Origin of the sequence: Alcanivorax sp. P2S70 (assembly GCF_000475295.1) — a bacterium.
In the GTDB taxonomy this organism is placed as follows: Bacteria; Pseudomonadota; Gammaproteobacteria; order Pseudomonadales; family Alcanivoracaceae; genus Alcanivorax; species Alcanivorax profundi.
In genome coordinates, this window is sequence record NZ_AXBZ01000014.1 from 65,584 (window position 1) to 88,614 (window position 23,031).

Sequence of the window (23,031 nt, forward strand, 5' to 3'; positions counted from 1 at the left end):
CGGGAGCGCAATTTCAGCGCATCAACCCTCACCGTTTACACGGTGACAGCATTTTTCAAACGGACGTGAGCCTGGATCGCGAGTTTAATGGCGGTTTAGTCGCTTTCTCCGCGGCTGGCCAGGCGCTCCAGTGATGCCTTTAGGCCGTCATCCTCGATAGTGTCAGCCAAAGCCTGAATGTGTCGGGCACTTTCCTGGCTAAGTCTGGGAATGTTGGCACGCGCCTTGCCTGCATAAGTGTGGGCAGACAGTCCGGGCTGACGTTTGCCGCCCACGACAATCTTTACCTGTTCGCCGGGTAGTGCCTGCTGGAGCCGAGGAAGATGGAATCGCAGCAGCTGGGCGGTAGCGCTGGTTTCTACCAGCGCTAGCCAGCGCTGTTGATCCCGGATCAGCGTCACCCGCTCGCGCAGGGCGGGGGGTAGGCAATCGAGCGGGTTTTGCTCGGCCTGGGAGGGTGATTTTCTTGCCTCTCGCATCAGTGCTGACAGGGTGGCGTTACCGCTGAGCAGTGAGAGGAGGGCTTTGGGCGAAGTTGTCTTGCTCATGGCTTTTACTTAGACTAGCCTGCCAATTGTAAAAAAGATTATAAAGAGTTGGGCGTAACTATTTGAATTTAGTCGAAATAAGCGGCTTTTTACCGGTGCGTTACACGAATTTATGAATATCATAGTCCTTAACAGCAAGCGCGGCCATTCGCGTACCCTGCCTGTCCCCCGCCATTGGCCGTGGATGTTGGCGGGGGTGTTTCTGCTGTTACCGGTACTGGTGGCAGTGGGCACTTACCAACTCATCTATCATGTCAGCGATCAGCCCGAATTCACCCCGGTGATGACCGAGCGTTTTGCCGAACAGCTCCATGAGCAACAGCTGGCGCTGGCGGATCTGGATCAGCTGAGCCAGGAGCAGTTTCGCGCCCTGACCCTGAAACTGGCCCAGGCCCAGGCGCGGCTGGTGCGTCTCGATGCGCTGGGCGAGCGGCTTGTAGAAGTGGCCGATGTGGGCAGCGACGAGTTCGATTTCAGTACCATCCCCGGGCTGGGTGGTCCGGAGTCTGCGGATGAAGGTGCCAGCTATGAGCTGCCTTCCTTTATGGAGGCTGTGGACCAGATGACGGCAACCCTGGAGCGGCGCGAACGTCAGTTGGAGATCCTGGAAGATCTGCTCGCTGACAAGCAGATTGAAGACCAGACCTGGTTGTCCGGCCGCCCTCTTAGTAAAGGCTGGATGTCCAGCCGCTTTGGTCGCCGCTCAGATCCCTTCACAGGTCGTGTGGCCTGGCACAAGGGGGTGGACTTTGCAGGCAAGGTGGGAACTCCTATCATTGCCACTGGCTCCGGTGTAGTGACATTTTCCGGCGAGCGATCTGGTTACGGTAAAATGGTGGAGATCAACCACGGTAACGGCATTACCACCCGTTATGGGCATGCTGCGGAACTGGTGGTTGAGTCCGGGGAAATCGTCAGGACCGGGGACACCATTGCCAAAGTCGGTAATTCCGGACGATCAACAGGGCCGCATGTGCACTACGAAGTGTTGAAAAATGGCGCCCAGGTTAACCCTCAGCCCTATATTTATCGTGCAAGACGCTGAAATGACAGCGAAAACGGCCCCTTAGGGGCCGTTTTTCATGGGCAGGCCTTGATAACCGTGAATACCACCTTATCTCTCCAAACTATTGTGTTTAGAATGGCTCCCTTGCCTGAGTCCGTCTCGTGTCCGCTGGGGTCGTGCGTGCGCGACAATTCGTTCTGGCGGTTTTTTCCCGCACGTGACGGAGTGGCCTGACTGTTTACTGAATCGGAAGTTTTATGCTGGGTACCATCGTAAAAAAAATTATCGGCACCAAGAATGATCGTGAACTCAAGCGCATGGCGAAGCTGGTGGAAGCGATCGGTAGCCATGGGGAAGCGCTGGCGAATCTGACTGACGGCGAGTTACAGCACAAAACAACAGAATTCCGCGACGCCTTCCAGCAAGGCAGGACTCTGGATGAGTTGCTGCCTGAAGCATTTGCGGTGGTCCGTGAGGCTTCAACCCGGGTCATGGGCATGCGTCACTTCGACGTTCAGATGATGGGAGGGATTTCCCTCCATGAAGGGCGAATTTCTGAAATGCGCACCGGTGAGGGTAAAACCCTGACCGCGACCCTGCCAGCATATCTTAACGCCTTGTCCGGCCATGGTGTTCACGTGGTGACGGTGAATGATTACCTGGCCGAGCGGGATGCCAACTGGATGCGTCCGCTCTATGAGTTCCTGGGTCTGTCGGTTGGGGTGATCTTGTCCCAGCAGCCCTCCGAGCAGAAGCGTGTCGCCTATAATTCCGACATAACCTACGGCACCAATAACGAGTACGGGTTCGATTACCTGCGTGACAATATGGCTTTCCGGTTGGAAGACCGGGTTCAGCGTGGGTTGAATTACGCCATTGTCGATGAGGTGGATTCCATTCTTATTGATGAAGCGCGTACACCGCTGATCATCTCCGGCCCGGCGTCGGATTCCTCCGAGCTGTACATGGCCATCAACAAGTTGATGCCAAATCTGAAAGGGCAGACAGAGGAAGACGAAGGCGATTATTTCGTCGATGAGAAACAGCGGCAGGTGGAACTGACCGAAGATGGCCATCAGAAGATCGAATCCCTGTTGGTCAGCAATGGCCTTTTGGAAGAAGGTGAAAGCCTTTATGCAGCCCATAACCTGGCCCTGCTGCACCATGTGCACGCGGCCCTGAAGGCCCATGCCCTGTTCCATGTCGACCGGGACTACATTGTCCAGGGTGGCCAGATTGTGATTGTGGACGAGCATACTGGTCGTACCATGCCCGGCCGTCGCTGGTCAGAGGGTATCCACCAGGCGATTGAGGCCAAAGAAGGGGTGAACATTCAGCAGGAAAACCAGACGCTGGCGTCCACCACCTTCCAGAACTACTTCCGTCTCTATAACAAGTTGTCCGGCATGACCGGTACAGCCGATACCGAAGCGCTGGAATTCCGCCAGATTTATGGCATGGATGTGGTGGTTATCCCCACCAACAGACCCATGGTGAGGGTGGATGCCAATGACCTGGTGTATCTGAGCCTGCAGGAAAAATTCGATGCTATCGTTGACGAAATCAGAAAAGCGGTAGACAAGGGCGCGCCTGTGCTGGTCGGTACCGCCACGATTGAGGCCTCTGAGTATCTCTCCAAGCGGCTTAAACAGGACAAGATTCATCATGAAGTCCTGAACGCCAAGTTCCACCAGCGTGAAGCACAGATTATTGCCCAGGCGGGTCGTCCCGGTGCCGTGACCATTGCCACCAATATGGCAGGCCGGGGTACTGACATCATGCTCGGGGGTAACCCGGAAGAGCAAATTAAACACATGGATGAGCCATCCGAAGCCCAGGCCGAAAAGATCCGTGCAGAGTGGCAGGCTAATCATGACAAGGTGATGGAGGCCGGGGGGCTGCACATCATTGGTACCGAGCGCCATGAGTCCCGTCGTATCGACAACCAGCTACGCGGGCGTGCCGGCCGTCAGGGGGATCCCGGTTACACCCGTTTCTTCCTGTCTATGGAAGATGACCTGATGCGAATTTTCGCTTCGGATCGTATCCGCGGCATGATGCGTTCGCTGGGGCTGGAAAACGGTGAAGCCATCGAGCACCGCTGGGTGACCCGTGCGATCGAAAACGCACAGCGTAAAGTGGAAGGGCGCAACTTCGACATCCGCAAAAACCTGCTGGAATATGACGATGTGGCCAACGATCAGCGTCAGGTTATATACAGTCAGCGTGACCAGATTCTCGAGACAGCGGATCTGACCAATTCTGTAAAAGGCATTCGTTACGATGTGCTTCAGGAAGTGGTGCACAATTATATGGCGCCGGGTTCCGTGGAGGATCAGTGGGATATCCCGGGCCTGGAAAAAATTCTTGAAGCGGAGTTCCAGAGCAATGCGCCGGTTGGCCAGTGGTTGAATGAAGACAACCAGCTCCATATTGACGGGGTTGTCGAGAAACTGGTGGAAAGTCTGGAGCAAGACTACGAGCGCAAAGAGGCAGAGATTGGTGTTGAAGACCTGCGCCGTATTGAAAAGCATCTGATGCTGCAGATTCTGGATCGACACTGGAAAGAACATCTGGCCAGTATGGATCATCTGCGCCAGGGGATTCATCTGCGTGGTTACGCCCAGAAAAATCCCAAGCAGGAATACAAGAAAGAAGCTTTTGAGCTGTTCCAGACCCTGTTAAACCAGATTCAGCACGAACTGATTCGCGTGTTGCACAGCTTCCAGGTACGTCGTGATGATGAGCTGGAACGCTTGGAGCAGCAGCGGCAGGAAGAGGCGCAGCGTCAGGCGGAAAAAATGAAAATGCAGGCGGTGGCCGAGCCGGGTACCGATGGAACAGCCGGGGCCTCAGGTGAGCGCGAGGGCCAGCAGCCCAAAACGGTCGTTCGTGACGGCCGCAAGGTGGGGCGTAACGAACCCTGCCCGTGCGGATCTGGCAAGAAATACAAGCAGTGTCACGGCAAGATTGAATAAACCCAGTCTCAAGCGAGAAGCTTCAAGCTGCAAGGAAACCAGAGCACCGGCAAAGCCGGTGCTTTCTTTGTTTAGGCTTGTCGCTTGCTGCTTGAAGCATGTAGCTGATTTTTCAAGGAAAGGGTTATGACACAGACTGAGTGGTTACCTGTTCCCGGTATCCGGCTTGCGGCCGTGGAAGCGGGCATCAAGAAAGCCAACCGTAAGGATCTGGTTGTGCTGGAACTGGCGGAAGGTTCCCGTGTCAGCGGGGTATTCACCCTGAATCGTTTCTGCGCCGCACCGGTGCAGGTGGCCAGGCAGCGACTGGCAACAACCACGCCAAGGTATTTGATGATCAATACGGGCTACGCCAATGCGGGCACCGGGCAGAAGGGTATGGAAAACTGCCTGGCCAGCTGTCGATTGCTGGCGCAAGTGGCGGGTTGTGCGGAAGACGAAATCCTGCCGTACTCCACCGGAGTGATTGGCGAGCAGTTCCCGTTGCCGGCGTTCGAGAAAGGGTTACCAATGGCCTTGGCCGACCTGGATGAACACCATTGGGGCCGAGCGTCAGAAGGCATCATGACCACCGACACCTACCCGAAAGTGGCCAGCCGCCGGGTGGAAATGGCGGGTGTCCCTGTGACCGTGACCGGCATGTCGAAGGGGTCGGGCATGATCAAGCCGAATATGGCGACCATGTTGGGCTACATTGCCACAGACGCTCCCATCGCCAAGCCGCTGTTGGACCAGTGGGTAAAAGCATTGGCGGACAAATCCTTCAATCGGGTCACAGTAGACGGTGATACCTCCACCAACGATGCCTGCATGTTGATCAGCACGGCGAAGGCGGAGATGCCGGAAATCACCGAGCTGAATGCCGGCAGTCAGTTGTTGTTCAATGCACTGGAAGAGGTCTTCGTCGAGCTTGCCCAAGCGCTGGTGCGCGACGGTGAAGGTGCTACCAAGTTTGTGGCCATTACGGTGGCGGGGGCAGATAGCGAAGCGGATGCCCGTATCGTGGCGGAAACTATCGCCCATTCTCCGCTCGTCAAGACCGCCCTGTTTGCATCGGATCCTAACTGGGGCAGGATTCTGGCGGCCATTGGCCGCGCTCCCATTGCTGCATTGGACGTTAGTAAGGTGAGTGTGTGGCTTGGTGATGTGCTGCTGGTCGAGCAGGGAGGCGTAGCGGAAGACTATCAGGAGGCCAAAGGGTCGGCCGTCATGGCCCAGCCTGACATTTCCATCCGTGCTGAGCTCAATGCCGGTGAGGCTGAATGCACGGTCTGGACCTGTGACTTCAGCTATGACTATGTGAAGATCAACGCGGAATACCGAACCTAGAGGCTGTGGCTTCATCGCCCTGTAGGGGCTTGCTTGCAAGCGAGAGTGAATTTGCCTGGGCCGGCAGTCCACTGCTTCGTGTGCAAGCACGCTCCGATATTATCCCGGCCGCTGCCAGAGCGAATGGACCCAGATAAATGAGCACTGAACCTACTCCCGCCATTACCGTTGTTGCCGCCATCATCCGTGGCGAAGATGGGCGTATCTGTCTCAGCAAGCGTCCGGACCACAAGCATCAGGGCGGCCGCTGGGAATTCCCCGGTGGCAAAGTGGAGCCGGGGGAGCGGCTTGATGAGGCGTTGGCTCGTGAGCTCTATGAAGAGCTGGGCATGGCGTCGTCCCTCTCTTCTCCTTTTATGACCATTGCGCATCAGTACCCTGATTTGCACGTGACCCTGCATTTTCGGGATGTGACCGGGTGGCGAGGAGTGCCCACGGGCAGGGAAGGGCAGCAAGTTGCCTGGTTTGCCTTGAGTGATCTGGCAGAACTGTCGTTTCCGGCGGCTAACCAGCCGGTTGTGACAGCAATTATGCTCCCCCCGTGTCTTGCCATTGTGCCCGATACCATTGAGCTTAATACGTTGCTGACGGGTATCGAGCGTCTGGACAGTATGCAAACCGGAGTCTATTTGCGCGCCTGGAGTCAGCATCCTGCCCGCGAGCGCATTCTGGAGACCTGTCGTCGTGCAGGGGTGCGCGTCTGGTTGAGGGCAGATTCTCCCCTCGGAATGGCAGGGGGAATGCCGGAGGGTGTGTTCGGTTTGCATCTGCCGGCCAGTGTGCTGATGGGTTGCTCTCGCCGTCCCGATTTTTCCGGTGTGGTCTCGGCGGCTTGCCATGATCAGCAGGCGCTGGATAAAGCGGTCAGCCTGGGTCTGGATAGCGCACTGATTTCACCCGTTAACCCGACAACCACTCATCCAGACCAGCCCGCCCTGGGCTGGGAGAGAGCGGGCCAATGGGCCTGCGGGTTACCCCTTGCCTGCTACATGCTGGGAGGAGTGGGGCCGGAGGACATCTGCCTTGCCCGAGAGCATGGCGCGGTGGGCGTCGCAGGCATCCGCGCCTTTTGGAGTTAACAGTTAACAGTGAATAGTTAACAGTGTCGCGATAAGCGACTGGTTGTGACTTCAATGCATGAGGCCGCGCCCGGATTCCGGGCGCGGCCTCATGCGCTTAAAAACAAGGAAAAACCCGAAAAACTTGACAGGGTATGCTGCTCGCGCAGCCTTCACTGTTCCTCGAAATCCATCCCGGGAGTTTCCGGGTCACCCGGGATGGCATGTCGCTCTGACGCCCAGTCCCCCAAATCAATGAGTTTGCAGCGTTCGCTACAGAATGGCCGCCAGGGGTTGTTATCAAAGCGGGTCAGGCTTTTGCATTGCGGACAGGGATAGGTGCGGGTGGTGTTGTCGGACATAAAGATCAGTTGACAGTTGATAGTGGACAGCGAAAGGCTGGATCTTAACCTCTTTGACGTCAGGCGTCAGGCGTCAGGCGTCAGGCGTCAGCATCGTAGGGTGGAAATCGGCGTGAGCCGATCTCCGCCGTTGCGAGGTGCTTGCCAGCGAAGCCCGTAGGCGTTTCAGCCTACGAATGATGGCTGGCCAGATCCAGATAAAGTTTGTGTAGCACATCCAGCTGGTCATGTAGCCTCTGCAGCGAGCCATGGTTCTCGACGACATCGTCCGCCTGATCCAGCCGTTGGGTCCGTTCCAACTGAGCTTTCATGATGGCCGCAACCTGCTCTTCGGGTACCTGGTCCCGGGCCATGGTGCGCTTCACCTGCAGTTCCGCAGGTGCATCAATGACCAGAGTGCGTTGTACCAGGTCTTTCTGGCTTGTCTCGAACAGCAAGGGAGAAACGAGCACGGTGTAGGGCGACTTGCTCGCAGCAATCTGGTTGCGAAGTTCCTGACCAATGGCCGGGTGGGTGATGCCTTCCAGCGCCTTGAGTGCGTCCGGGTCGGCAAACACGATTTCGCGCAGCGCGCGTCGATCCAGGGCGCCATCTTTCGCGATCACATGGTCGCCAAAACGCTCGGCAATCGCCTGCAATGCCGGCTGACCGGGCTCCACCACCACCCGCGAGGCCAGATCCGCATCCACAATGGTAATGCCCAGCTGGGCCAGATAATCCGTTGCGGCGGTTTTGCCGCTGCCAATGCCGCCGGTAAGACCCACTACGAACATGACATTTCCTTGGTATTCTCACTTTTTGTTTTTGCAGGAGCCATGCGAGCATGGCTCCCACACGGGCAGGAGGGCGCGGATCAACCGACCTTGAACATCCCCAGATACGAGTTGACGATGCTATCGCCCCACAGCAGGGCAATCCACCCGGCCGTGGCGAGGTAGGGGCCGAAGGGGATCTGGGTGCGTTTCTGGCCAGCAAAGACCATGGCGCCGACTGCGAAGACAAGACCGACCACCGATGAGAGCAGGATAATCAGCGGCAGGTACTGCCAGCCCACCCAGGCGCCGAGAGCCGCGAGCAGTTTAAAGTCCCCGTACCCCATGCCTTCCTTCCCGGTTAGCAGTTTGAACAGCCAATACACGCTCCAAAGGGAGAGGTAGCCTGCCATGGCGCCAATCACGGCATCAGGCAGGGACACGGGCGAGATGCCCAGCAGGGCCGCAAGCAGGCCAGCCCAGAGTAGAGGGTAGTTGAGATCATCCGGCAACAGGGTCGTGTCGGCATCAATCATGGCCGCGGCCAACAGTGTCCACGTCGCCGCAAGGGTGAATACCAGCCATCCGCCATAGCCAAACTGCCAGGCACAGATGCCAGCGAGAAGTCCACTGACGAGCTCGATAAGGGGGTAGCGTTTGCTGATGGGAGTGGCGCACCCGCGACAACGGCCCTTAAGCGCTAGCCAGCTGACAACCGGTACGTTTTCGTACCAGGCAATGGCGTGCTGACACTTGGGGCAGCGCGAGCGCGGGGTCACCAGATTGAATATCTCGTTGTCCGGTTCTTCGGGTAATTCGAGAATCTCGCGCGCCTCATGCCGCCAGCTGCGCATCATCATCTCAGGCAGGCGGTATATCACCACATTCAGAAAGCTGCCGACCAGCAGCCCGAAAAAAGCACAAAGCCCAACCAGTAAGGTTGGGCTTTCAGATAACAATTCAAAGGTGTCTTGCATTCTTAGCCTACAACATTACCCAGCTGGAAGATTGGCAGGTACATGGCAACAATCAAGCCACCGATGAGAACCCCCAGTACCGCCATGATCAAGGGTTCCATCATGCTGGTCAGTCCATCGACGGCGTTATCTACTTCGTCTTCATAGTACACGGCGACTTTTTCCAGCATGGCGTCCAAGGCGCCGGATTCTTCGCCGATGGCAGTCATCTGCAAGGCCATGGCCGGGAACACGCCGGTGGCTCGCATGGCGAACTGAAGCTGCTGCCCGGTGGCCACATCATCCTTGATCTGATGCACCGCATTTCGGTACACCACGTTGCCGGTGGCGCCGGCACAGGCATCCAGTGCTTCGATGAGCGGAACACCAGCGGAAAACGTTGTGGACAAGGTTCGTGCATAACGGGCGATAGTGGACTTGAAAGTCAGGTCACCCACGATCGGCAGTTTGAGATAGGTCCGGTCCAGCGCATTCCTGAAGGCTTCAGACTTGCGTTTCAGGGTGCTGAAGCCCACCACGAACGCAATAATGCCGACCAGAATGAACAGGAAGTTGTTACTGAGTCCCTTGGACAGGTTGATCACGAACATAGTGAACGCGGGCAGTTCGGCGCCAAAACCTTCAAACAAATCCTGAAATACCGGCACCACCTTCAACAGCAGGATGGCGGTCACAATAACAGCGGCGACCACGACGGTGGCAGGATACTTCATGGCCTTCTTGATTTTTTGCTTGAGGGCTTCGCTTTTTTCCTTGTACAGGGCAACCCGGTCCAGCATGGTTTCCAGTGCGCCGGCCTGCTCCCCTGCATCAATCAGGCTACAGTACAGGTCGTCGAAGTAATCCGGGTGCTTTGAGAGGGCGCCGGCAAAGTTATTCCCGCCTTCCACTTCCACTTTGAGCTTGAGTACAAGGTCTTTCATTGACGGGTTATCCAGCCCATCGGCAACAATTTCGAAGGCCTGTACCAGGGGAACCCCGGCTTTCATCATGGTTGCCATCTGGCGGGTAAAGATAGCGATGTCCATTGGCTTGATTTTCTTCTTGCCGCCAATGTTGATTTCCCGCTTCTTTACCACCTTCTTGGCATTGATGCCCTGTTTACGCAATTCTGCGCGAACCAGTGCAGGGCCTTTGCCGGAGGTTTCCCCCTTGACCTTCTTCCCTTGTCGGTCTATGCCTTCATAGAGAAAGGTTGCGTTTTTTTGTTCTGCTGCTTTCGTTGCCATAATTAATGTCCGCTTGTTACACGGTTAATTTCTTCCAGGCTGGTTATCCCCTGCATGACCTTGACCAGGCCCGACCGGTGCAGGTCATTGAAGCCATCTTTTCTACACTGGTCGGCAATTTCAATGGAGTTGCCTTCCTGCATGATGATACGGGCAATACCGTCTGTGATCCGGACAACCTCATACACCCCCAGTCGTCCCTTGTAACCGCCTTTGCACTTTTCACAACCAACGGGGCCATAAACAGTAAAGCCGCTGGCGACATCTTCTTCCGTGAAACCCATCTCAAGCAGTGATTGTTTCGGGATATCCACGCTTTCCTTGCAGTATTCACACAACCGCCGTGCCAGACGCTGGGCGATGATCAAAATGACCGAGGTAGCAATATTGAACGAGGGGACACCCATGTTCCGCAGACGGGTTAATGTTTCCGGCGCACTGTTGGTATGCAGAGTCGACAGCACAAGGTGACCTGTCTGGGCGGCCTTGATGGCGATGTTGGCGGTTTCCAGATCCCGGATCTCCCCTACCAGAATGATATCTGGATCCTGGCGCAGGAAGGCGCGCAAGGCAGACGCAAAATCCATTCCCTGCTTGGGATTGACGTTAACCTGGTTGATGCCTTCCAGATTAATCTCCACAGGGTCTTCTGCCGTCGAGATGTTGCGCTCAGGGGTGTTGAGAATGTTTACCCCAGTATAAAGAGAGACGGTTTTACCTGACCCGGTGGGCCCGGTGACAAGAATCATGCCCTGCGGCTTATGCAGCGCATCAAGGTACAGCTGCTTCTGGCCCTCTTCATAGCCAAGGGCATCAATGCCCATCTTGGCGGACTCGGGATCCAGAATTCGCAGAACGATTTTCTCGCCAAACAGGGTCGGGCAGGTGTTTACCCGGAAGTCGATTGCCCGGGTCTTGGAGATTTTCAGTTTGATCCGCCCATCCTGAGGCACTCGCCGTTCAGAAATGTCCAACCGGGACATTACCTTAAGGCGCGCGGCCAGCTTGCTGGCTATGTTGATGGGAGGCTTGGATACGGTCTGTAAAATGCCATCTTGGCGAAAGCGAACCCGGTAGGATTTTTCATAGGGCTCAAAGTGAAGGTCTGAGGCGCCACCTTTAATGGCGTCCAGCAGTAACTTGTTGACGAAGCGGACGATAGGAGCATCGTCGGAGCCAGATTTGGTTTCGTCGTCCTTCTCTTCCGCCGCACTGATATTCAGGTCATCAAGACCGTCATCCAGATCATCAAAGGCGCCCTCATCGGCCTCGGACTCCAGATTGTCGATCCAGTGGGTGAGTTTGTCTTCCTCAACAATAATGGTTTCGACATTCAGACCCGTATTAAAGCGGATCTCTTCCAGTGCGGGGAGATTGGTCGGATCGGCCACGGCAACATATAAGCGGCTGCCACGGCGAAACAGGGGGAGAACATGGTGTTTGGTGATCAGTTTCGGATCGACAAGGTCCCTGATCAGGCTGTCTCGCTGGAATGCGCTCAAATCAAGAATTGGGTCGCCAAACTCTTCCGCTACGGCATTGGCCACGACTTTGGCGGACAGCTTGCCGGATTCCACCAGCTTGTGAACCAGGCTGACCCGTTCCTGGCGAGCCTGTTGCTGTATTTCCTGAATGGCATCGGCGGTCAGCAGCTCCTGCTTTAGTAATCGCTGCGGCAAACCACTGAAAGTGACGTTCTGACTGGCCATGGCACCCTGCTTGTTATTGCTTAGAATGGTCGGTATGCCCAACACTTTTTTCGTAACATACCGTTTGTGGTGGGCAGAGGGAAGGCCGGGGGTCGGAAAATCAGCATCTTGCGAGGGGTTTCTCATATAAGGTCCCAAGAGTGTGTTTGCAGTGACAAGGAAAGTCATTAATCCCTGGGGGTGTGACAAAATAGGTCACCTAGTGACAAGGTGTGTGAGAGGCTTGCCGTGGCGTACGGTTTCAAGGTGCTGGTTCGAAAACGGCGAGCCTAGGCCAAAAGGCAGGGAATTCGGGGGTTGAAACAGAAAAAAGTCTGAGATAAAAAAGTTGGCCCGGTCCATGCATTTGTACCGGCAGATGCTCGCCAGGGGTGAGCTCAATAAGAAATTTGCCAAAAGTTGGAGAAACGACATGAAGAAGCAAATGCAACAGGGTTTCACCCTTATCGAACTGATGATCGTGGTTGCCATCATCGGTATCCTGGCTGCCGTAGCGATTCCGCAGTACCAGAACTATGTGTCCAAGTCTCAGGTTAGCCGTGTAATGGGTGAAGTTGGCGCCCTGCGTACCGTGGTTGAGACCTGCATGATGGAAGGCAAGGACGACACCGAGTGTGATTTCGGTTGGAGCAGCAGCAACCTGCTGGGTGCTGACTTGCAAGACGGTCTTGCTGCGACTATTGACCTGGATGCTAACACCGCTGAGCTGGACGCCACTTTCGGTGGTAACGCTTCCGCTGCAATCAACGGTGAATCCCTGACCTGGACCCGTACAGAGAGCGGCTCCTGGAGCTGTACCACTACTGCAGAAGAGAAATTCCAGCCTGCTGGTTGTGGTACTGAAGCAGCCGGTTCTGGTGGCTGATTCAACCTGCAACAAGCTTAACGCAAAAGGGCACCCATGAGGTGCCCTTTTGCGTTGTGGTGTTCCGTATATGTCTGAATTCAAGTTATCAAAGACAGCGCTACTCCTCCTTTCTGTTTCGCTCCTTATGCTGGCTGCGGTGGTTCATTTATCGACAACCCGGCTAAAAGAGGTCAATCGAGCCTTTTTCCCTTTGGAGTCTGCTGTTTCGAATCTGACCCTGCGCTGCTCAGAAGGCAGTCCTTTGTGGTTAGAGTCGGCCCTTATTTCGGCTGTTAAGGATCTGAAGACGCTTTCTGGGCAGGTAGCCTTGGTGCGTAGCGATGGTTCGGTAGGCCACTGTGAGATAGGGGGGCTTCAGCGGTTTGAGTTCCTGGGAGAACGGGTTTCGGTTCAAACCCGGTTTCGCTACGGAAGCCTGACCAAGCCGATTACAGCCGCAGCGGTAATGCGTGCTGTAGCCGATGGGAAAATCGGGCTGGATTCTGAGATTGACCAGATTCTATGGAATGGTAATGGCCATCAAGAAAAAATAGATTGGCCGTTAAAAGTACAGGTTGGAGATCTTCTTTCTCATCGATCGGGTTTTTATCAGAGGGATAGAGATTCTGTTTTTGTCGTTGGTGATAAGCCGTGGTGCCCTTATTCAATGGCAAATCTGGCCAGCTTAAAAGTAAATCGAGATCGGCCTGTCGAGTATTCGAACCTGAATTATTGTTTGTTGGGTGTGATGCTCGAAAAGGTGTATCAAAAAAAATATCGAGAGCTGGCCAATGAATTCTTTGATTTAGAAGGGAGGGGGATCAAGTTTGCGGAGTATCGGTATGAGAAGGATGAGGTATGGCATGATTATCGATATAACCAAATGTACAGTGAAATAAACCGTGGAAAGTTTGACTTTTATGCGATTTCTTCAGGTGCGGGAATGACAGGGAGTGCCTATTCTTATGCGTTTCTAATGCACGAAATCGTCATGTCAGATCTTGGCTCGCTGCTACTGCAAGGGCGCCCAGACAGTTGTGATAATAAGGCGATAAGAAACTGTTTCGGTTATGCGTTCTATGAGTATTCTCCCCGTGTCGGTGAATTATTGTATGTCAAGGAAGGGTATCTGCCCGGCGCTGCAGGCGTTGTTGCCCTGAGCCAGTTTGGTGATGTGTTTGTCTGGCTTGGTAATTCTGATACTGAAAATGCCGCTTCAGGCGAATTGATGAAAAAGTTCTTGGCACGAATAAGCAATCATATTCATGGGATTTAGAGAAGGGACACTTGGTGACTAAAAGAAAAATTTTCAACGATGTGGTTTTGATTTTGGTCGTTTTGGCAGTAGTTCCTAATGCGATTTGGTGGGGGTTTTCTGGTTATTTCGAAATGGGGAGGCCATTTTTCAATGTGGATTATTTTTTTTCTGCATTGGTAATGGTTTTTATGTCTCGATGGGTTGGGGCGGTTCTTGTCGTTTTGGCTTTTTTCTTTGATGCCTTGGCTCTGGTTGGCCAGGTTTTTCCGATTATTGATGTATTTGATTTGCTTTATTTGGCCAGGTTTATTCCTGTTGCGCCGTGGTCTTACCAGGTGTTTGCCGGGTTTTCGGTTTTGTTCTGCTTGGGGCTTGTCTCTCTGTCTTTGTATAGTTTATTTCGCGTAGATAAAACGGTTTTTCTTGTTGTTATTAACGCTTTTGTTTTGCTGTATGCGGCGGAATCTATTTTAGGTGAGGATAGCGGAGAAAAAGTTTGGAGAGTCTCCAAAACTGGATTGATTGGCAGTCAATGGGTGTTTGCATTTGAAAGCCGGCAGGGGGCATTTTTTGATCGGTTTGACGATGAGGGTGCCGCCTTCGCGGAAGAGCCAAACTTTGGCGTTACCGAGGTTTTTTTTCAGGGAAGAGGTGAAAAACCAGAAAAAATACTATTGATTGTCGCAGAGTCATGGGGGGTCAGTGAGTCAGCGGTAATGAAAGCTGTTCTTGAGCCGTTGTATTCTGAAAATTCAGTAATCTCTAAAATCTCTCAGGGGGATATCGACTTCTCCGGTATTACTATTGACGCGGAAATGAGAGAGCTTTGTGCGCTTAGGCCATTACATTTTAGTTTTAAGGATCGCGATGAGCTATCTATGTGCCTGCCTAACATTTTAAAGAAAGATGGTTATAAAACATTTTCTATGCACGGAGCAGCGGGTTTGATGTACGACCGAACCAGTTGGTATCCCAAAGTCGGTTTTGACTCAGCAGTTTTTTTTGAGAGTAAAGTCTGGGAGAGGCGCTGCTATTCTTTTCCTGGTGCTTGTGATGCGGATATGTTTGAAGAATTGCAGGGAGCGTTCGAACAAGAAGGGAAGGTTTTTTATTACTGGCTAACGTTAAATAGTCACTCCATTTATGATTTGAGGGATCTAGATAAGAGAAGGGTCGATTGCGAGAAGCTTGGTATTGGAGATGAAACGCAGTCATGCCGAAACCTAAACCTTCACGCGCAATTCTTTGCGAACCTTGCGGAGTATGCGAAAAATCCATTCATGTCGGGGGTTGCTGTGATTGTGGTTGGAGATCATGAGCCTCCAATTCTTGATCATGCGGAAAAAACAAGAAATTTTAAAAAAGGTAAGGTTCCATGGGTAAGGTTTTTGATTGGAAACGGCGAAAGGGAAATGTGATGGGGAGTGTTTTCATGTTTCCCGAGTTTGGGGGGTTGGGGCTAAAAGAAAAAGTGCTATGTGGAATGGCGTTTGTAGCGTTTTTCTTGTTTGGGGTAATAAATGGGGATGCAGTTTACTGGAATAACTCAAAGGTAACAGCTATTGAGATGGTGTTCTCAGTTTTGGTGCTATCTGCTTTCGGGGTAAGAGACTTTGTCAGGAGTCCTTATGTCTGGATAGCTGTTTTTTTCTTTATAGCTGTACTTGGAATTAATTTGGTAGGAGGGGATTGGGGGCGAGCATCAGGGATGGCTGCTCACTTCCTGTTTTTTGCGGCTACTTTTGTGCTCGTATCCCGTATTCATTCTGCTGCTTTGGCTGTTTTGCTGGGAGTTGCTGCCGGTGCAGTTTGGGGCGGGATTAGGATGATTGTGGCGTGGTGTTTGATGGAGTTTCCATCAGGTTTTGATTGGCTTAATGACCCTCCCGGTTTTGCAAATATAAGACACTTTGGGTATTTGCTTTGCGTTGCTTCTGTTGTTGGTTATTGGGGTGGAGCCAAAGTGACTCTTTCGAGTAAGATGCTGTTTTGCTTGGTTTTTTTCTTCTCTTTTTCTTTGATGCTTTGGTCTGGGTCTAGAGGGGCAATTCTGGCTTCCGTCTCCGGTTGCTTTTTTCTCTTTGTTATTTTTGAAAGGCTTCGCGCTCCAGGGGTGATGGTTTTGTATATAGGCCTTTTGGTGGCAGCTATGGCGGTTTCTGCTAAATTTCCTGTAGACCAAAAAGGTATGGGTTGGGTAAAGGCATTTGATCGAAGTGTTCAAGTTAAGAGTCTTAACGGAATAAGTACGAATCGGTTTGCGATATGGGCAGACAGCGTTCATGAAATAAAGCAACACCCATTCTTGGGTAATGGTGGTGAGGCATTTGTGCGTGCTTTTCCTGATGGCTTTGCGGTTCAGGCGCATAACGGCTTTCTGCAGGTTACTTTGGAATGGGGGGGCATATTTTCAGTGATTTTCTTCACTGTGGTGTTGTCTTTGTTCCTGCGGGGAGTTGTGTGTTGCAGAAGGGAGGGGGCAGATTCTGTCTACCTCTATGCCGGCCTTTCTCTCTTCTCAACCTTGTTCGTACTCTCTTTGTATGATGGCGTTTTTTATCATGCAATGCCTTCGGCAATTTTTTCTGGAGCGTGTGCGATCATTTTGGCAGAAGTGAAGAGACTCCAAGCGCCATTGAGTAGTTGAGTTGGGAGTAAAATGAAAAACTCCCTTCCAGCAATTCGTGTGTAGGCAATCTTCCGCAGGGTGATACTGCAGAGGCATTGGCGAAGCCCAGAGTCAGGGTTGCAACCGCAACGATAGATCTACCGCCTGAATATGCTTGGTGAGTGCGCCGGAAGACAGGAACCAATGGCGGCCGGCAGGCAATACCTTGGCGTTCTCCACAGTCAAGTTGCCGGACACTTCAAGGGCGGATGATGTGGCCATTTGGGATGCCTGCGCCAACATGTCCGCGCTGAAATTATCCAGCATGATCTGGTCTGGACTCAGCGCTGCTGCCTCCTTCAGTTCTTCGAGAGTTTCCACTTCCACAATGATTTTCTTGTTTGGAGCCAGTGCCCGTGCCCGTGCAATTGCCGCGGTTATGCCTCCGCAGGCAGCTACATGGTTTTCCTTGATCAGGAAAGCGTCATACAGTCCGATGCGATGATTTTCACAGCCGCCACACAGTACGGCATATTTCTGTGCTGCACGTAAACCGGGCAAGGTCTTTCGGGTGTCGAGAATCGTCACGGACGTCCCTGCGACGGTGTCAGCATAGTGGCGGGCGGTGGTGGCGGTGCCCATCAGGGTTTGCAGGAAATTCAGGGCAGTGCGTTCTCCAGTGAGGATCTGGCGGGTATTGCCAATCAGGGTGCAGATTGTGGTGTTGGCATCCAGTCTGTCTCCGTCCGTGACATGCCATTGCACCTGAACATCACCTAACTGGTGAAATACTTCATCTGCCCAGGCTTGACCACACATGACAGCGTTTTCACGGGTAACAACGGTTGCGGTGCTGCTGCGATTGGCATCAATGAGTTGTGCGGTGATGTCGCCACACCGAATGTCCTCTTCAAGGGCAAAGGCGACGTTGCGCTGGATGTCATCACGAATGTAGTCAGGTAGTGCGGGCATGTTTTGTTCCGGAATATCGAGCCAGACGGGAACTGCGAGGCAGGCATCAATAGAGCCTGCCGGGCAGTGGCCGTGGGCAAATAAGCATTTATAAATCTGTCAGGGGGCCTTGCGATTAAAAAACTCACGGCTCAGCTGAAGCACAATGGGCGATAATAATAGCAGAGCGATCAAGTTGGGTACCGCCATCAGGATATTCATGATGTCGGCGAGCGCCCAAACGAAATTCAGGCTGACCACGGCGCCCAGAGGTATGGCGATTACCCAGACGACCCGAAACGGCATGACGGCCTTGGGGCCAAACAGGAATTGGGTGCACCGTTCGCTGTACAGGCTCCAGCCTAGCAGGGTGGTAAAAGCAAAAATGGCGAGACTGCAGGCAACGATGGCATTGCCAAGGTCGCCAAAAGTGGCAGAGAACGCCATGGCGGACAGTGGTGCGCCCTCTGCACCGCTGGTCCAGACCCCGGTAGATACGATTGCCAGTCCGGTAATGGAGCAGACAATAATGGTGTCGATAAAGGTGCCAAGCATCGCGATGGACCCCTGGCGAGCAGGATGGTCGGTGTTGGCAGAGGCGTGGGCGATGGGCGCGCTGCCAAGGCCGGCTTCATTGGAGAAAATGCCCCGGGCAACACCGAAGCGGATCGCTTCTTTCACCAGTGCACCGGCGAACCCGCCGGCCGCGGCTGTCCCGGTAAACGCGCTTTCGAAGCAGAGCGCCAGGGCGTCCGGGATGGCGCTGGCGTGGTCCACCAGCACGATCAGGCCTGCCAGCAGGTAGGCCAGTGCCATGAAAGGCACGATGAAGGTCGCCACCGTGGCGATCCGTTTCATGCCGCCCAGTACGACAAGTCCGACCAACACGGCCAGAGTGACACCGGTGACCCAGGTGGGCAGGCCAAAGCTGTCACTTAACCCGTGTGCCACCGAGTTCGCTTGCACACTGTTGCCGATGCCGAAGCCTGCCAGCATGCCGAACACCGCAAAGGCCAGGGCCATCCAGCGCCAGTTTCGGCCGAGACCATTCTGAATGTAGTACATGGGGCCGCCGACATATTGGCCGGCAGCGTCTTTTTCGCGGTAATGCACGGCCAGTACGGCTTCCGCGTATTTGGTGGCCATGCCGACCAGGGCGATCAGCCACATCCAGACCAGTGCGCCCGGGCCGCCAGAGTGGATAGCGGTGGCAACCCCGACAATATTGCCGGTGCCGATGGTGGCAGAGAGAGAGGTGGCCAGTGCGGCACTGGCGCCAATGGTGCCAACCCCTGTCTGGGGGCCAAACATCTGGCGAAAACCAAAGCCCAGCTGGCGCAGGGGAAGGAAGCGAAGAACCAGTGTCAGGTAGATGCCGGTGCCGGCGATGAGGATGAGTGCCGGCCATCCCCACAAAATACCACTTATCTGTTTGAGAATTGTAACGGTTGCATCCATGGCTATCGTCCAGAACCCCTGAAAAGCCTTAGGCTAGGGGAATTCGCCGGGCATGAAAAGCGTTGGCAGGTCAGGAAGCCAAACCTATACTTTGGTTCATGTGCCAACTAGTTCAAAATTCGTATGCTTGGTTGTGTGGTAAGTTATAAGTATCAAATTATTTGTCCCGATGAGGCGGACTCGCCGCTGGGGGTTCCATGTCCAATGTCACCAAACTCAAGCCTGTGACCGGCAATGCGGCACCAAGCCAGCTGCCGCGTCCGCTGGAAAAGGTCCGTGATGGCTACCTGAAACTGGTGTCTGCCTATTTGAGTGACATGCTGGATGGGGCTGACGATGCCCTTTACGATCTGGCAGAGAAGGAAACGGATAACGAGCGCGAACGCTATTTCGAGGCCATGCGAGAGCTGCGTATCCAGCGGGCGGGCCTTGAAACCGGTTTCCGTCAGTCATTGGTTAATCAGTTTCAGGGAATGAAGCCTCTATCCGAAGCGCCTTCGGCTCTGGATGCGCCGGTAGATCTGGACTCTCTGAGCCTGGTGAATGAAGATGAGCTGGAAACTTCCGTTGCGCTAGACAATATGGCTCGACGCGCCAGAAACGGCTGCGATGAGCAGATGCGAGTACTTACTCACCGCATTGAGTACTTGCTGGAAGGCAAGGTTTCTCTTTCTGAAAAAAATAACCCCCTGGAACCCCGCAAACTGATGTCGGCCTTTAACGATGGGCTTGAGAAGCTCTCTATCGACATCAAGGCCCGCCTGATCGTGCTGAAGTTGTTTGAGCGCGAAGTCATGGCCGAAACAGGCTATATGATTAGCGAGGCGAACAAGATCCTGATTGATGCCGGGGTACTCCCGGATATGAAATCGGCTCCTATCGCGCCTGCTCGTAAGCCGGGTAATCGTTCGCTGGGGCGCTCCGCCGAGGGTGGCGAAGGGCATGCCATGGGCGGCGGGCAGATGAATGACCAGATGTTCGGGTTGCTGCAGGAGCTGCTGGTCACCATGCGCGGGATGCAGGGTGGTGGTGTGTCTCCAGCCACGGGGGCAGGTGGCGCGGCAGCTATGAATGCGCCCATGGCGGTAATGCAAAATGGCGTTCCTTATATGAACGGTGCGCCAGTGGCCAATCCTGCGTCGGTTCATCAGGTCAGCTCGGATGATTTGCTGGGAGTATTGAATCGTCTGCAGCGGGTGGAGCGTAGCCTTGATGATCAGGAGGGTGAGCGGGTCACCCTTAAGGAAGATCTGTCCGAGATGCTCGATACTGAGCACGGAGAAGCCATTCATGCACTGGACCAGGCAGATGATGATGTCATTAATCTGGTTTCCATGCTGTTTGACTTCATTCTCGATGACGAAGGCTTGCCGTCGGATATCAAGGCGTTATTAGGGCGTTTGCAGATTCCGCTGCTTAAAGTCGCCATCACCGACAAATCCTTTTTCAGCAATGACAACCATGAGGCGCGCCAGCTGCTCAACATGCTGGCCCGGGCGGGATGTCAGTGGGATCCCCAGCAAGGGATTCAGGATGACCTGTATCAACGGATTAATCAGGCGGTCCATCGAATCATCGATGACTTCGAAGATGATGCCAGCCTTTTCGCCTCACTTTTACAGGAGTTTCAACACTTCTTCGATGGGCAGAAGTCTCGCTCAGAGAAGGTGGAGCAGCGTGTTCGGGAGGCGGAAGAAGGGAAGGCCCGGGCTGAACACGCGCGCCAGGAAGTGGTTGCCGTCCTTGATAAGCGCATGGCGGGACGCAAGCTTCCCGATGTCGTGGTCCGCTTATTGCGCCAGGGCTGGCAGCAGGTGCTCTACCTGACCTGGTTGCGAGAAGGTGAGCAGAGTGCGGATTGGCAGCAGCACGTGAAGGTGGTGGATGCGGTAGTCTGGAGTGTCCTCGAGCACCGCGATCAGGCTGCGTTGGAAAAGCTCAAGGCGCTCAGCCCGAAACTGTTGAAAACGTTGCATGACGGCCTTTCCCGGATCAGCTACGACGAGGCCGAAACTCGCCAGTTGCTGGTGTCTTTCCGTGATGTTCACCAGCAGTTGCTCAAGGGGCTCCAAACTGAGAGGGTGGCGGTGAAGGCAGAAGAAACTGCAGAGCCTGAGCCCGAAAAGGCAAGTTTGCCTGACAATCATTTCCTGGTGAAAAAGGCGTCCCAGCTGGCCCCTGGCCAGTGGATTGAGTTGCTGGACGCAGAAGAGCCTCGCCGAGCCAAGCTCGCGGCCAATATTCGTGCCGGGCTGAAACTGGTTTTCACTAACCGGCGCGGGATCAAAGTGCAGGAATTTTCTGCTTACAGCCTTGCCGTTGCCCTGCATGAAGGGACTGCTAAACTCATTGAGGAAGGCGCCCTGTTTGACCGGGCCCTGGAAGCTGTCATCGGTGATCTGCGCAAGATGCAGGCGGGCATGCAACATTAACAGGGCTGCCTGCCCGGGCTCCGCTAGCCGCTGACATCCGTCATTGCAGACAAGGAGTTGGCGCGGGTGCTTACCCTCACCGGACATCGACTGGATCAGGCACATTGGTGCCCCTCTCCCAATTTCAACGATCGTCCCGACCCCGACGATATCTCCCTTCTGGTGATCCACAACATCAGCTTACCCCCGGGGCAGTTCGGTGGCCCCTGGATTCCGGCGCTTTTCAACAACGCGCTGGACCCGGATGCGCACCCCTATTTTCGGGAAATCCATGAACTGCGGGTTTCCTCCCACTTCCTTATTCGTCGCGATGGCAGCCTGTTGCAGTTTGTTCCTTGTGACAAACGCGCCTGGCATGCGGGAGTGTCGCAGTTTGAACAGCGCGACAACTGCAATGATTACTCTATTGGGGTGGAGCTCGAAGGGGCGGATACGGTGCCCTATGAAGCCGCGCAGTATCGCTCGCTGGCCGCGCTCACCGTGTTGCTCCAGCAACACTATCCGGCGATCACCGACCCTCGCATCACTGGCCATGAGCATATCGCGCCCGGGCGCAAAACCGATCCGGGTCCGGCATTTCAATGGGCCCGTTACCGTGACGATCTGGTCCGTTTCAGGGAGGAAATGGCATGAAGTTTCTGGTGTTGATTCTGGTGCTGGGGTTGCGTCGTCTGGAGGTCAGTTGGCCTCAGTGGCTTACGCTGCGAAGCCGTCACCAGACATGGCTTCAGAGTCTGGGTAACCGGCTGGGGAATGGGCCCTTGCTGTATCTACTGGCGGTGTTGCTGCCGGCAGTGTTATTGGCGTTGCTGGGGTGTGCGTTACAGGGGTTCTGGGCGCAGTGGTTGTGGCTGTTGATGGCTCTGCTGGTGCTTGTCTGGTTAATGGGCGGGCAAAGTGAGTTTCGGCATGTGGATGAGCTTCTGGTGCGTGGACGCATGAATGACCCGGAAGGGTTCGCTGCCTTGGCCAGTGAAGAATTTGGTGTGACAGGCGATCCCACCGAGATTGCCTATCAAGAGCAATTATCCGAGCGTGCCCTGGCGCGTGAGTTTCGTGTCTTTGCGGTGATCTTCTGGTTGATGGTGCTGGGTTTGCCCGGGGCCTTTCTGTGGGTGATGAATCAGGCCTGGTTGCAACGGGTTGGGGTGGAGTCCTCTGCGATCGCGACCCTGCATCGCTGGATGAGCTGGCCAGTGCAACGTTTACTGGTGCTTAGCATGGCGCTGGCGGGGGATTTCGCCGCTGTCATGGATAGCATGCGGCATCGCTGGTTTTCTCTGGCCAATAGCGACGAGGCTGCTGCCAGCCTGCTGCTGGATGCTGCCCGGGCCGCATCGGGCCTCAGTCCCATTGACGAACAGAGTTCATTGCTTGAGCGCATGCAGCCGATGGAAGAATTACAGGGCCTGGTGTTGCGCTGTGTGGCGATCTGGTTGATCGCCTGTGCGCTCTGGGTATTGCTGGCCTGACTTTGGTCGCATGGTGCAGCAGTGACGCTCGCGCTGGGGAGCCTCTGAATAACTCCT

At 54.4% G+C, this 23,031-nt stretch carries 19 protein-coding genes; 11 read left to right on the plus strand and 8 right to left on the minus strand.

What is annotated here, in order from left to right; genetic code table 11:
* Positions 1-95: 95 nt before the first annotated feature.
* The gene (locus Q672_RS23960; protein WP_022984995.1) at positions 96-548 is read right to left on the minus strand and encodes a hypothetical protein; all 453 of its coding nucleotides are present in this window, start codon (positions 546-548) and stop codon (positions 96-98) included.
* A gap of 112 nt (positions 549-660) precedes the next feature.
* On the opposite strand from Q672_RS23960, the gene Q672_RS23965 reads away from it, so the two are divergent.
* The 4 genes from Q672_RS23965 (at position 661) to Q672_RS23980 (ending at position 6,940) form a co-directional block, all read left to right on the plus strand.
* Positions 661-1,593, plus strand: a complete 933-nt coding sequence (locus Q672_RS23965) for a M23 family metallopeptidase (RefSeq protein WP_031226263.1) — start codon at positions 661-663, stop codon at positions 1,591-1,593.
* A gap of 218 nt (positions 1,594-1,811) precedes the next feature.
* Positions 1,812-4,532: a preprotein translocase subunit SecA gene (secA, locus tag Q672_RS23970; protein ID WP_022984997.1), complete on the plus strand. Its 2,721-nt coding sequence runs from the start codon at positions 1,812-1,814 to the stop codon at positions 4,530-4,532.
* A 126-nt stretch (positions 4,533-4,658) separates the two neighbouring features.
* Positions 4,659-5,861: a bifunctional glutamate N-acetyltransferase/amino-acid acetyltransferase ArgJ gene (argJ, locus tag Q672_RS23975; RefSeq protein WP_022984998.1), complete on the plus strand. Its 1,203-nt coding sequence runs from the start codon at positions 4,659-4,661 to the stop codon at positions 5,859-5,861.
* Between the two features lie 137 nt (positions 5,862-5,998).
* Positions 5,999-6,940 carry a Nudix family hydrolase gene (locus tag Q672_RS23980; protein ID WP_022984999.1) on the plus strand — a complete coding sequence of 314 codons (942 nt, stop codon included), beginning with the start codon at positions 5,999-6,001 and terminating at the stop codon, positions 6,938-6,940.
* Positions 6,941-7,092: 152 nt separating this feature from the next.
* Here Q672_RS23980 and Q672_RS23985 read toward each other — a convergent pair whose 3' ends face one another.
* The 5 genes from Q672_RS23985 to pilB all read right to left on the minus strand — a co-directional run bounded on the left by Q672_RS23985 (position 7,093) and on the right by pilB (position 11,948).
* Positions 7,093-7,281 carry a DNA gyrase inhibitor YacG gene (locus Q672_RS23985; protein ID WP_022985000.1) on the minus strand — a complete coding sequence of 63 codons (189 nt, stop codon included), beginning with the start codon at positions 7,279-7,281 and terminating at the stop codon, positions 7,093-7,095.
* 170 nt (positions 7,282-7,451) lie between these two features.
* A complete protein-coding gene (gene coaE, locus Q672_RS23990; RefSeq protein ID WP_022985001.1) occupies positions 7,452-8,054 on the minus strand; it encodes a dephospho-CoA kinase in 603 nt (200 codons plus the stop codon).
* 80 nt (positions 8,055-8,134) lie between these two features.
* Positions 8,135-9,010: a prepilin peptidase gene (locus Q672_RS23995; RefSeq protein ID WP_022985002.1), complete on the minus strand. Its 876-nt coding sequence runs from the start codon at positions 9,008-9,010 to the stop codon at positions 8,135-8,137.
* A gap of 2 nt (positions 9,011-9,012) precedes the next feature.
* A complete protein-coding gene (locus tag Q672_RS24000; RefSeq protein ID WP_022985003.1) occupies positions 9,013-10,239 on the minus strand; it encodes a type II secretion system F family protein in 1,227 nt (408 codons plus the stop codon).
* Positions 10,240-10,241: 2 nt separating this feature from the next.
* Positions 10,242-11,948, minus strand: a complete 1,707-nt coding sequence (pilB, locus tag Q672_RS24005; RefSeq protein ID WP_022985004.1) for a type IV-A pilus assembly ATPase PilB — start codon at positions 11,946-11,948, stop codon at positions 10,242-10,244.
* A gap of 412 nt (positions 11,949-12,360) precedes the next feature.
* On the opposite strand from pilB, the gene Q672_RS24010 reads away from it, so the two are divergent.
* The 4 genes from Q672_RS24010 to Q672_RS24020 all read left to right on the plus strand — a co-directional run bounded on the left by Q672_RS24010 (position 12,361) and on the right by Q672_RS24020 (position 16,700).
* Positions 12,361-12,813, plus strand: a complete 453-nt coding sequence (locus Q672_RS24010) for a pilin (RefSeq protein ID WP_022985005.1) — start codon at positions 12,361-12,363, stop codon at positions 12,811-12,813.
* Between the two features lie 70 nt (positions 12,814-12,883).
* Positions 12,884-14,071, plus strand: coding sequence for a serine hydrolase domain-containing protein (locus Q672_RS24015; protein ID WP_022985006.1), 1,188 nt, complete (start codon positions 12,884-12,886; stop codon positions 14,069-14,071).
* 14 nt (positions 14,072-14,085) lie between these two features.
* The gene (locus tag Q672_RS34120) at positions 14,086-15,471 is read left to right on the plus strand and encodes a sulfatase-like hydrolase/transferase (protein WP_022985007.1); all 1,386 of its coding nucleotides are present in this window, start codon (positions 14,086-14,088) and stop codon (positions 15,469-15,471) included.
* The gene (locus Q672_RS24020; RefSeq protein ID WP_081703626.1) at positions 15,429-16,700 is read left to right on the plus strand and encodes an O-antigen ligase family protein; all 1,272 of its coding nucleotides are present in this window, start codon (positions 15,429-15,431) and stop codon (positions 16,698-16,700) included. The genes Q672_RS34120 and Q672_RS24020 overlap by 43 nt, the downstream gene beginning before the upstream one ends.
* 93 nt (positions 16,701-16,793) lie before the next feature.
* On the opposite strand, the gene nadC is transcribed toward Q672_RS24020, so the two are convergent.
* Both nadC and Q672_RS24030 read right to left on the minus strand, forming a co-directional pair.
* Positions 16,794-17,633 carry a carboxylating nicotinate-nucleotide diphosphorylase gene (nadC, locus tag Q672_RS24025; protein WP_022985009.1) on the minus strand — a complete coding sequence of 280 codons (840 nt, stop codon included), beginning with the start codon at positions 17,631-17,633 and terminating at the stop codon, positions 16,794-16,796.
* A gap of 99 nt (positions 17,634-17,732) precedes the next feature.
* Complete coding sequence (locus Q672_RS24030) at positions 17,733-19,070, minus strand: alanine/glycine:cation symporter family protein (protein ID WP_022985010.1); 1,338 nt, start codon at positions 19,068-19,070, stop codon at positions 17,733-17,735.
* Positions 19,071-19,267: 197 nt separating this feature from the next.
* On the opposite strand from Q672_RS24030, the gene Q672_RS24035 reads away from it, so the two are divergent.
* The 3 genes from Q672_RS24035 (at position 19,268) to Q672_RS24045 (ending at position 22,974) form a co-directional block, all read left to right on the plus strand.
* Positions 19,268-21,502 (plus strand): DUF1631 domain-containing protein, encoded by a 2,235-nt coding sequence (locus tag Q672_RS24035; RefSeq protein ID WP_022985011.1) that lies wholly within the window; start codon positions 19,268-19,270, stop codon positions 21,500-21,502.
* 66 nt (positions 21,503-21,568) lie between these two features.
* Positions 21,569-22,135 (plus strand): 1,6-anhydro-N-acetylmuramyl-L-alanine amidase AmpD, encoded by a 567-nt coding sequence (ampD, locus tag Q672_RS24040; RefSeq protein WP_022985012.1) that lies wholly within the window; start codon positions 21,569-21,571, stop codon positions 22,133-22,135.
* Positions 22,132-22,974 carry a hypothetical protein gene (locus Q672_RS24045; RefSeq protein WP_022985013.1) on the plus strand — a complete coding sequence of 281 codons (843 nt, stop codon included), beginning with the start codon at positions 22,132-22,134 and terminating at the stop codon, positions 22,972-22,974. Before ampD ends, Q672_RS24045 begins: the two co-directional genes overlap by 4 nt.
* The last annotated feature ends 57 nt before the right edge of the window (positions 22,975-23,031 follow it).

Bases quoted from the DNA above. Each gene is read 5' to 3' on its own strand.
- Q672_RS23960 (WP_022984995.1), bottom strand. From the start codon at position 548: ATGAGCAAGACAACTTCGCCCAAAGCCCTCCTCTCACTGCTCAGCGGT.
- Q672_RS23965 (WP_031226263.1), top strand. From the start codon at position 661: ATGAATATCATAGTCCTTAACAGCAAGCGCGGCCATTCGCGTACCCTG.
- secA (WP_022984997.1), top strand. From the start codon at position 1,812: ATGCTGGGTACCATCGTAAAAAAAATTATCGGCACCAAGAATGATCGT.
- argJ (WP_022984998.1), top strand. From the start codon at position 4,659: ATGACACAGACTGAGTGGTTACCTGTTCCCGGTATCCGGCTTGCGGCC.
- Q672_RS23980 (WP_022984999.1), top strand. From the start codon at position 5,999: ATGAGCACTGAACCTACTCCCGCCATTACCGTTGTTGCCGCCATCATC.
- Q672_RS23985 (WP_022985000.1), bottom strand. From the start codon at position 7,281: ATGTCCGACAACACCACCCGCACCTATCCCTGTCCGCAATGCAAAAGC.
- coaE (WP_022985001.1), bottom strand. From the start codon at position 8,054: ATGTTCGTAGTGGGTCTTACCGGCGGCATTGGCAGCGGCAAAACCGCC.
- Q672_RS23995 (WP_022985002.1), bottom strand. From the start codon at position 9,010: ATGCAAGACACCTTTGAATTGTTATCTGAAAGCCCAACCTTACTGGTT.
- Q672_RS24000 (WP_022985003.1), bottom strand. From the start codon at position 10,239: ATGGCAACGAAAGCAGCAGAACAAAAAAACGCAACCTTTCTCTATGAA.
- pilB (WP_022985004.1), bottom strand. From the start codon at position 11,948: ATGGCCAGTCAGAACGTCACTTTCAGTGGTTTGCCGCAGCGATTACTA.
- Q672_RS24010 (WP_022985005.1), top strand. From the start codon at position 12,361: ATGAAGAAGCAAATGCAACAGGGTTTCACCCTTATCGAACTGATGATC.
- Q672_RS24015 (WP_022985006.1), top strand. From the start codon at position 12,884: ATGTCTGAATTCAAGTTATCAAAGACAGCGCTACTCCTCCTTTCTGTT.
- Q672_RS24020 (WP_081703626.1), top strand. From the start codon at position 15,429: ATGGGTAAGGTTTTTGATTGGAAACGGCGAAAGGGAAATGTGATGGGG.
- nadC (WP_022985009.1), bottom strand. From the start codon at position 17,633: ATGCCCGCACTACCTGACTACATTCGTGATGACATCCAGCGCAACGTC.
- Q672_RS24030 (WP_022985010.1), bottom strand. From the start codon at position 19,070: ATGGATGCAACCGTTACAATTCTCAAACAGATAAGTGGTATTTTGTGG.
- Q672_RS24035 (WP_022985011.1), top strand. From the start codon at position 19,268: ATGTCCAATGTCACCAAACTCAAGCCTGTGACCGGCAATGCGGCACCA.
- Q672_RS24045 (WP_022985013.1), top strand. From the start codon at position 22,132: ATGAAGTTTCTGGTGTTGATTCTGGTGCTGGGGTTGCGTCGTCTGGAG.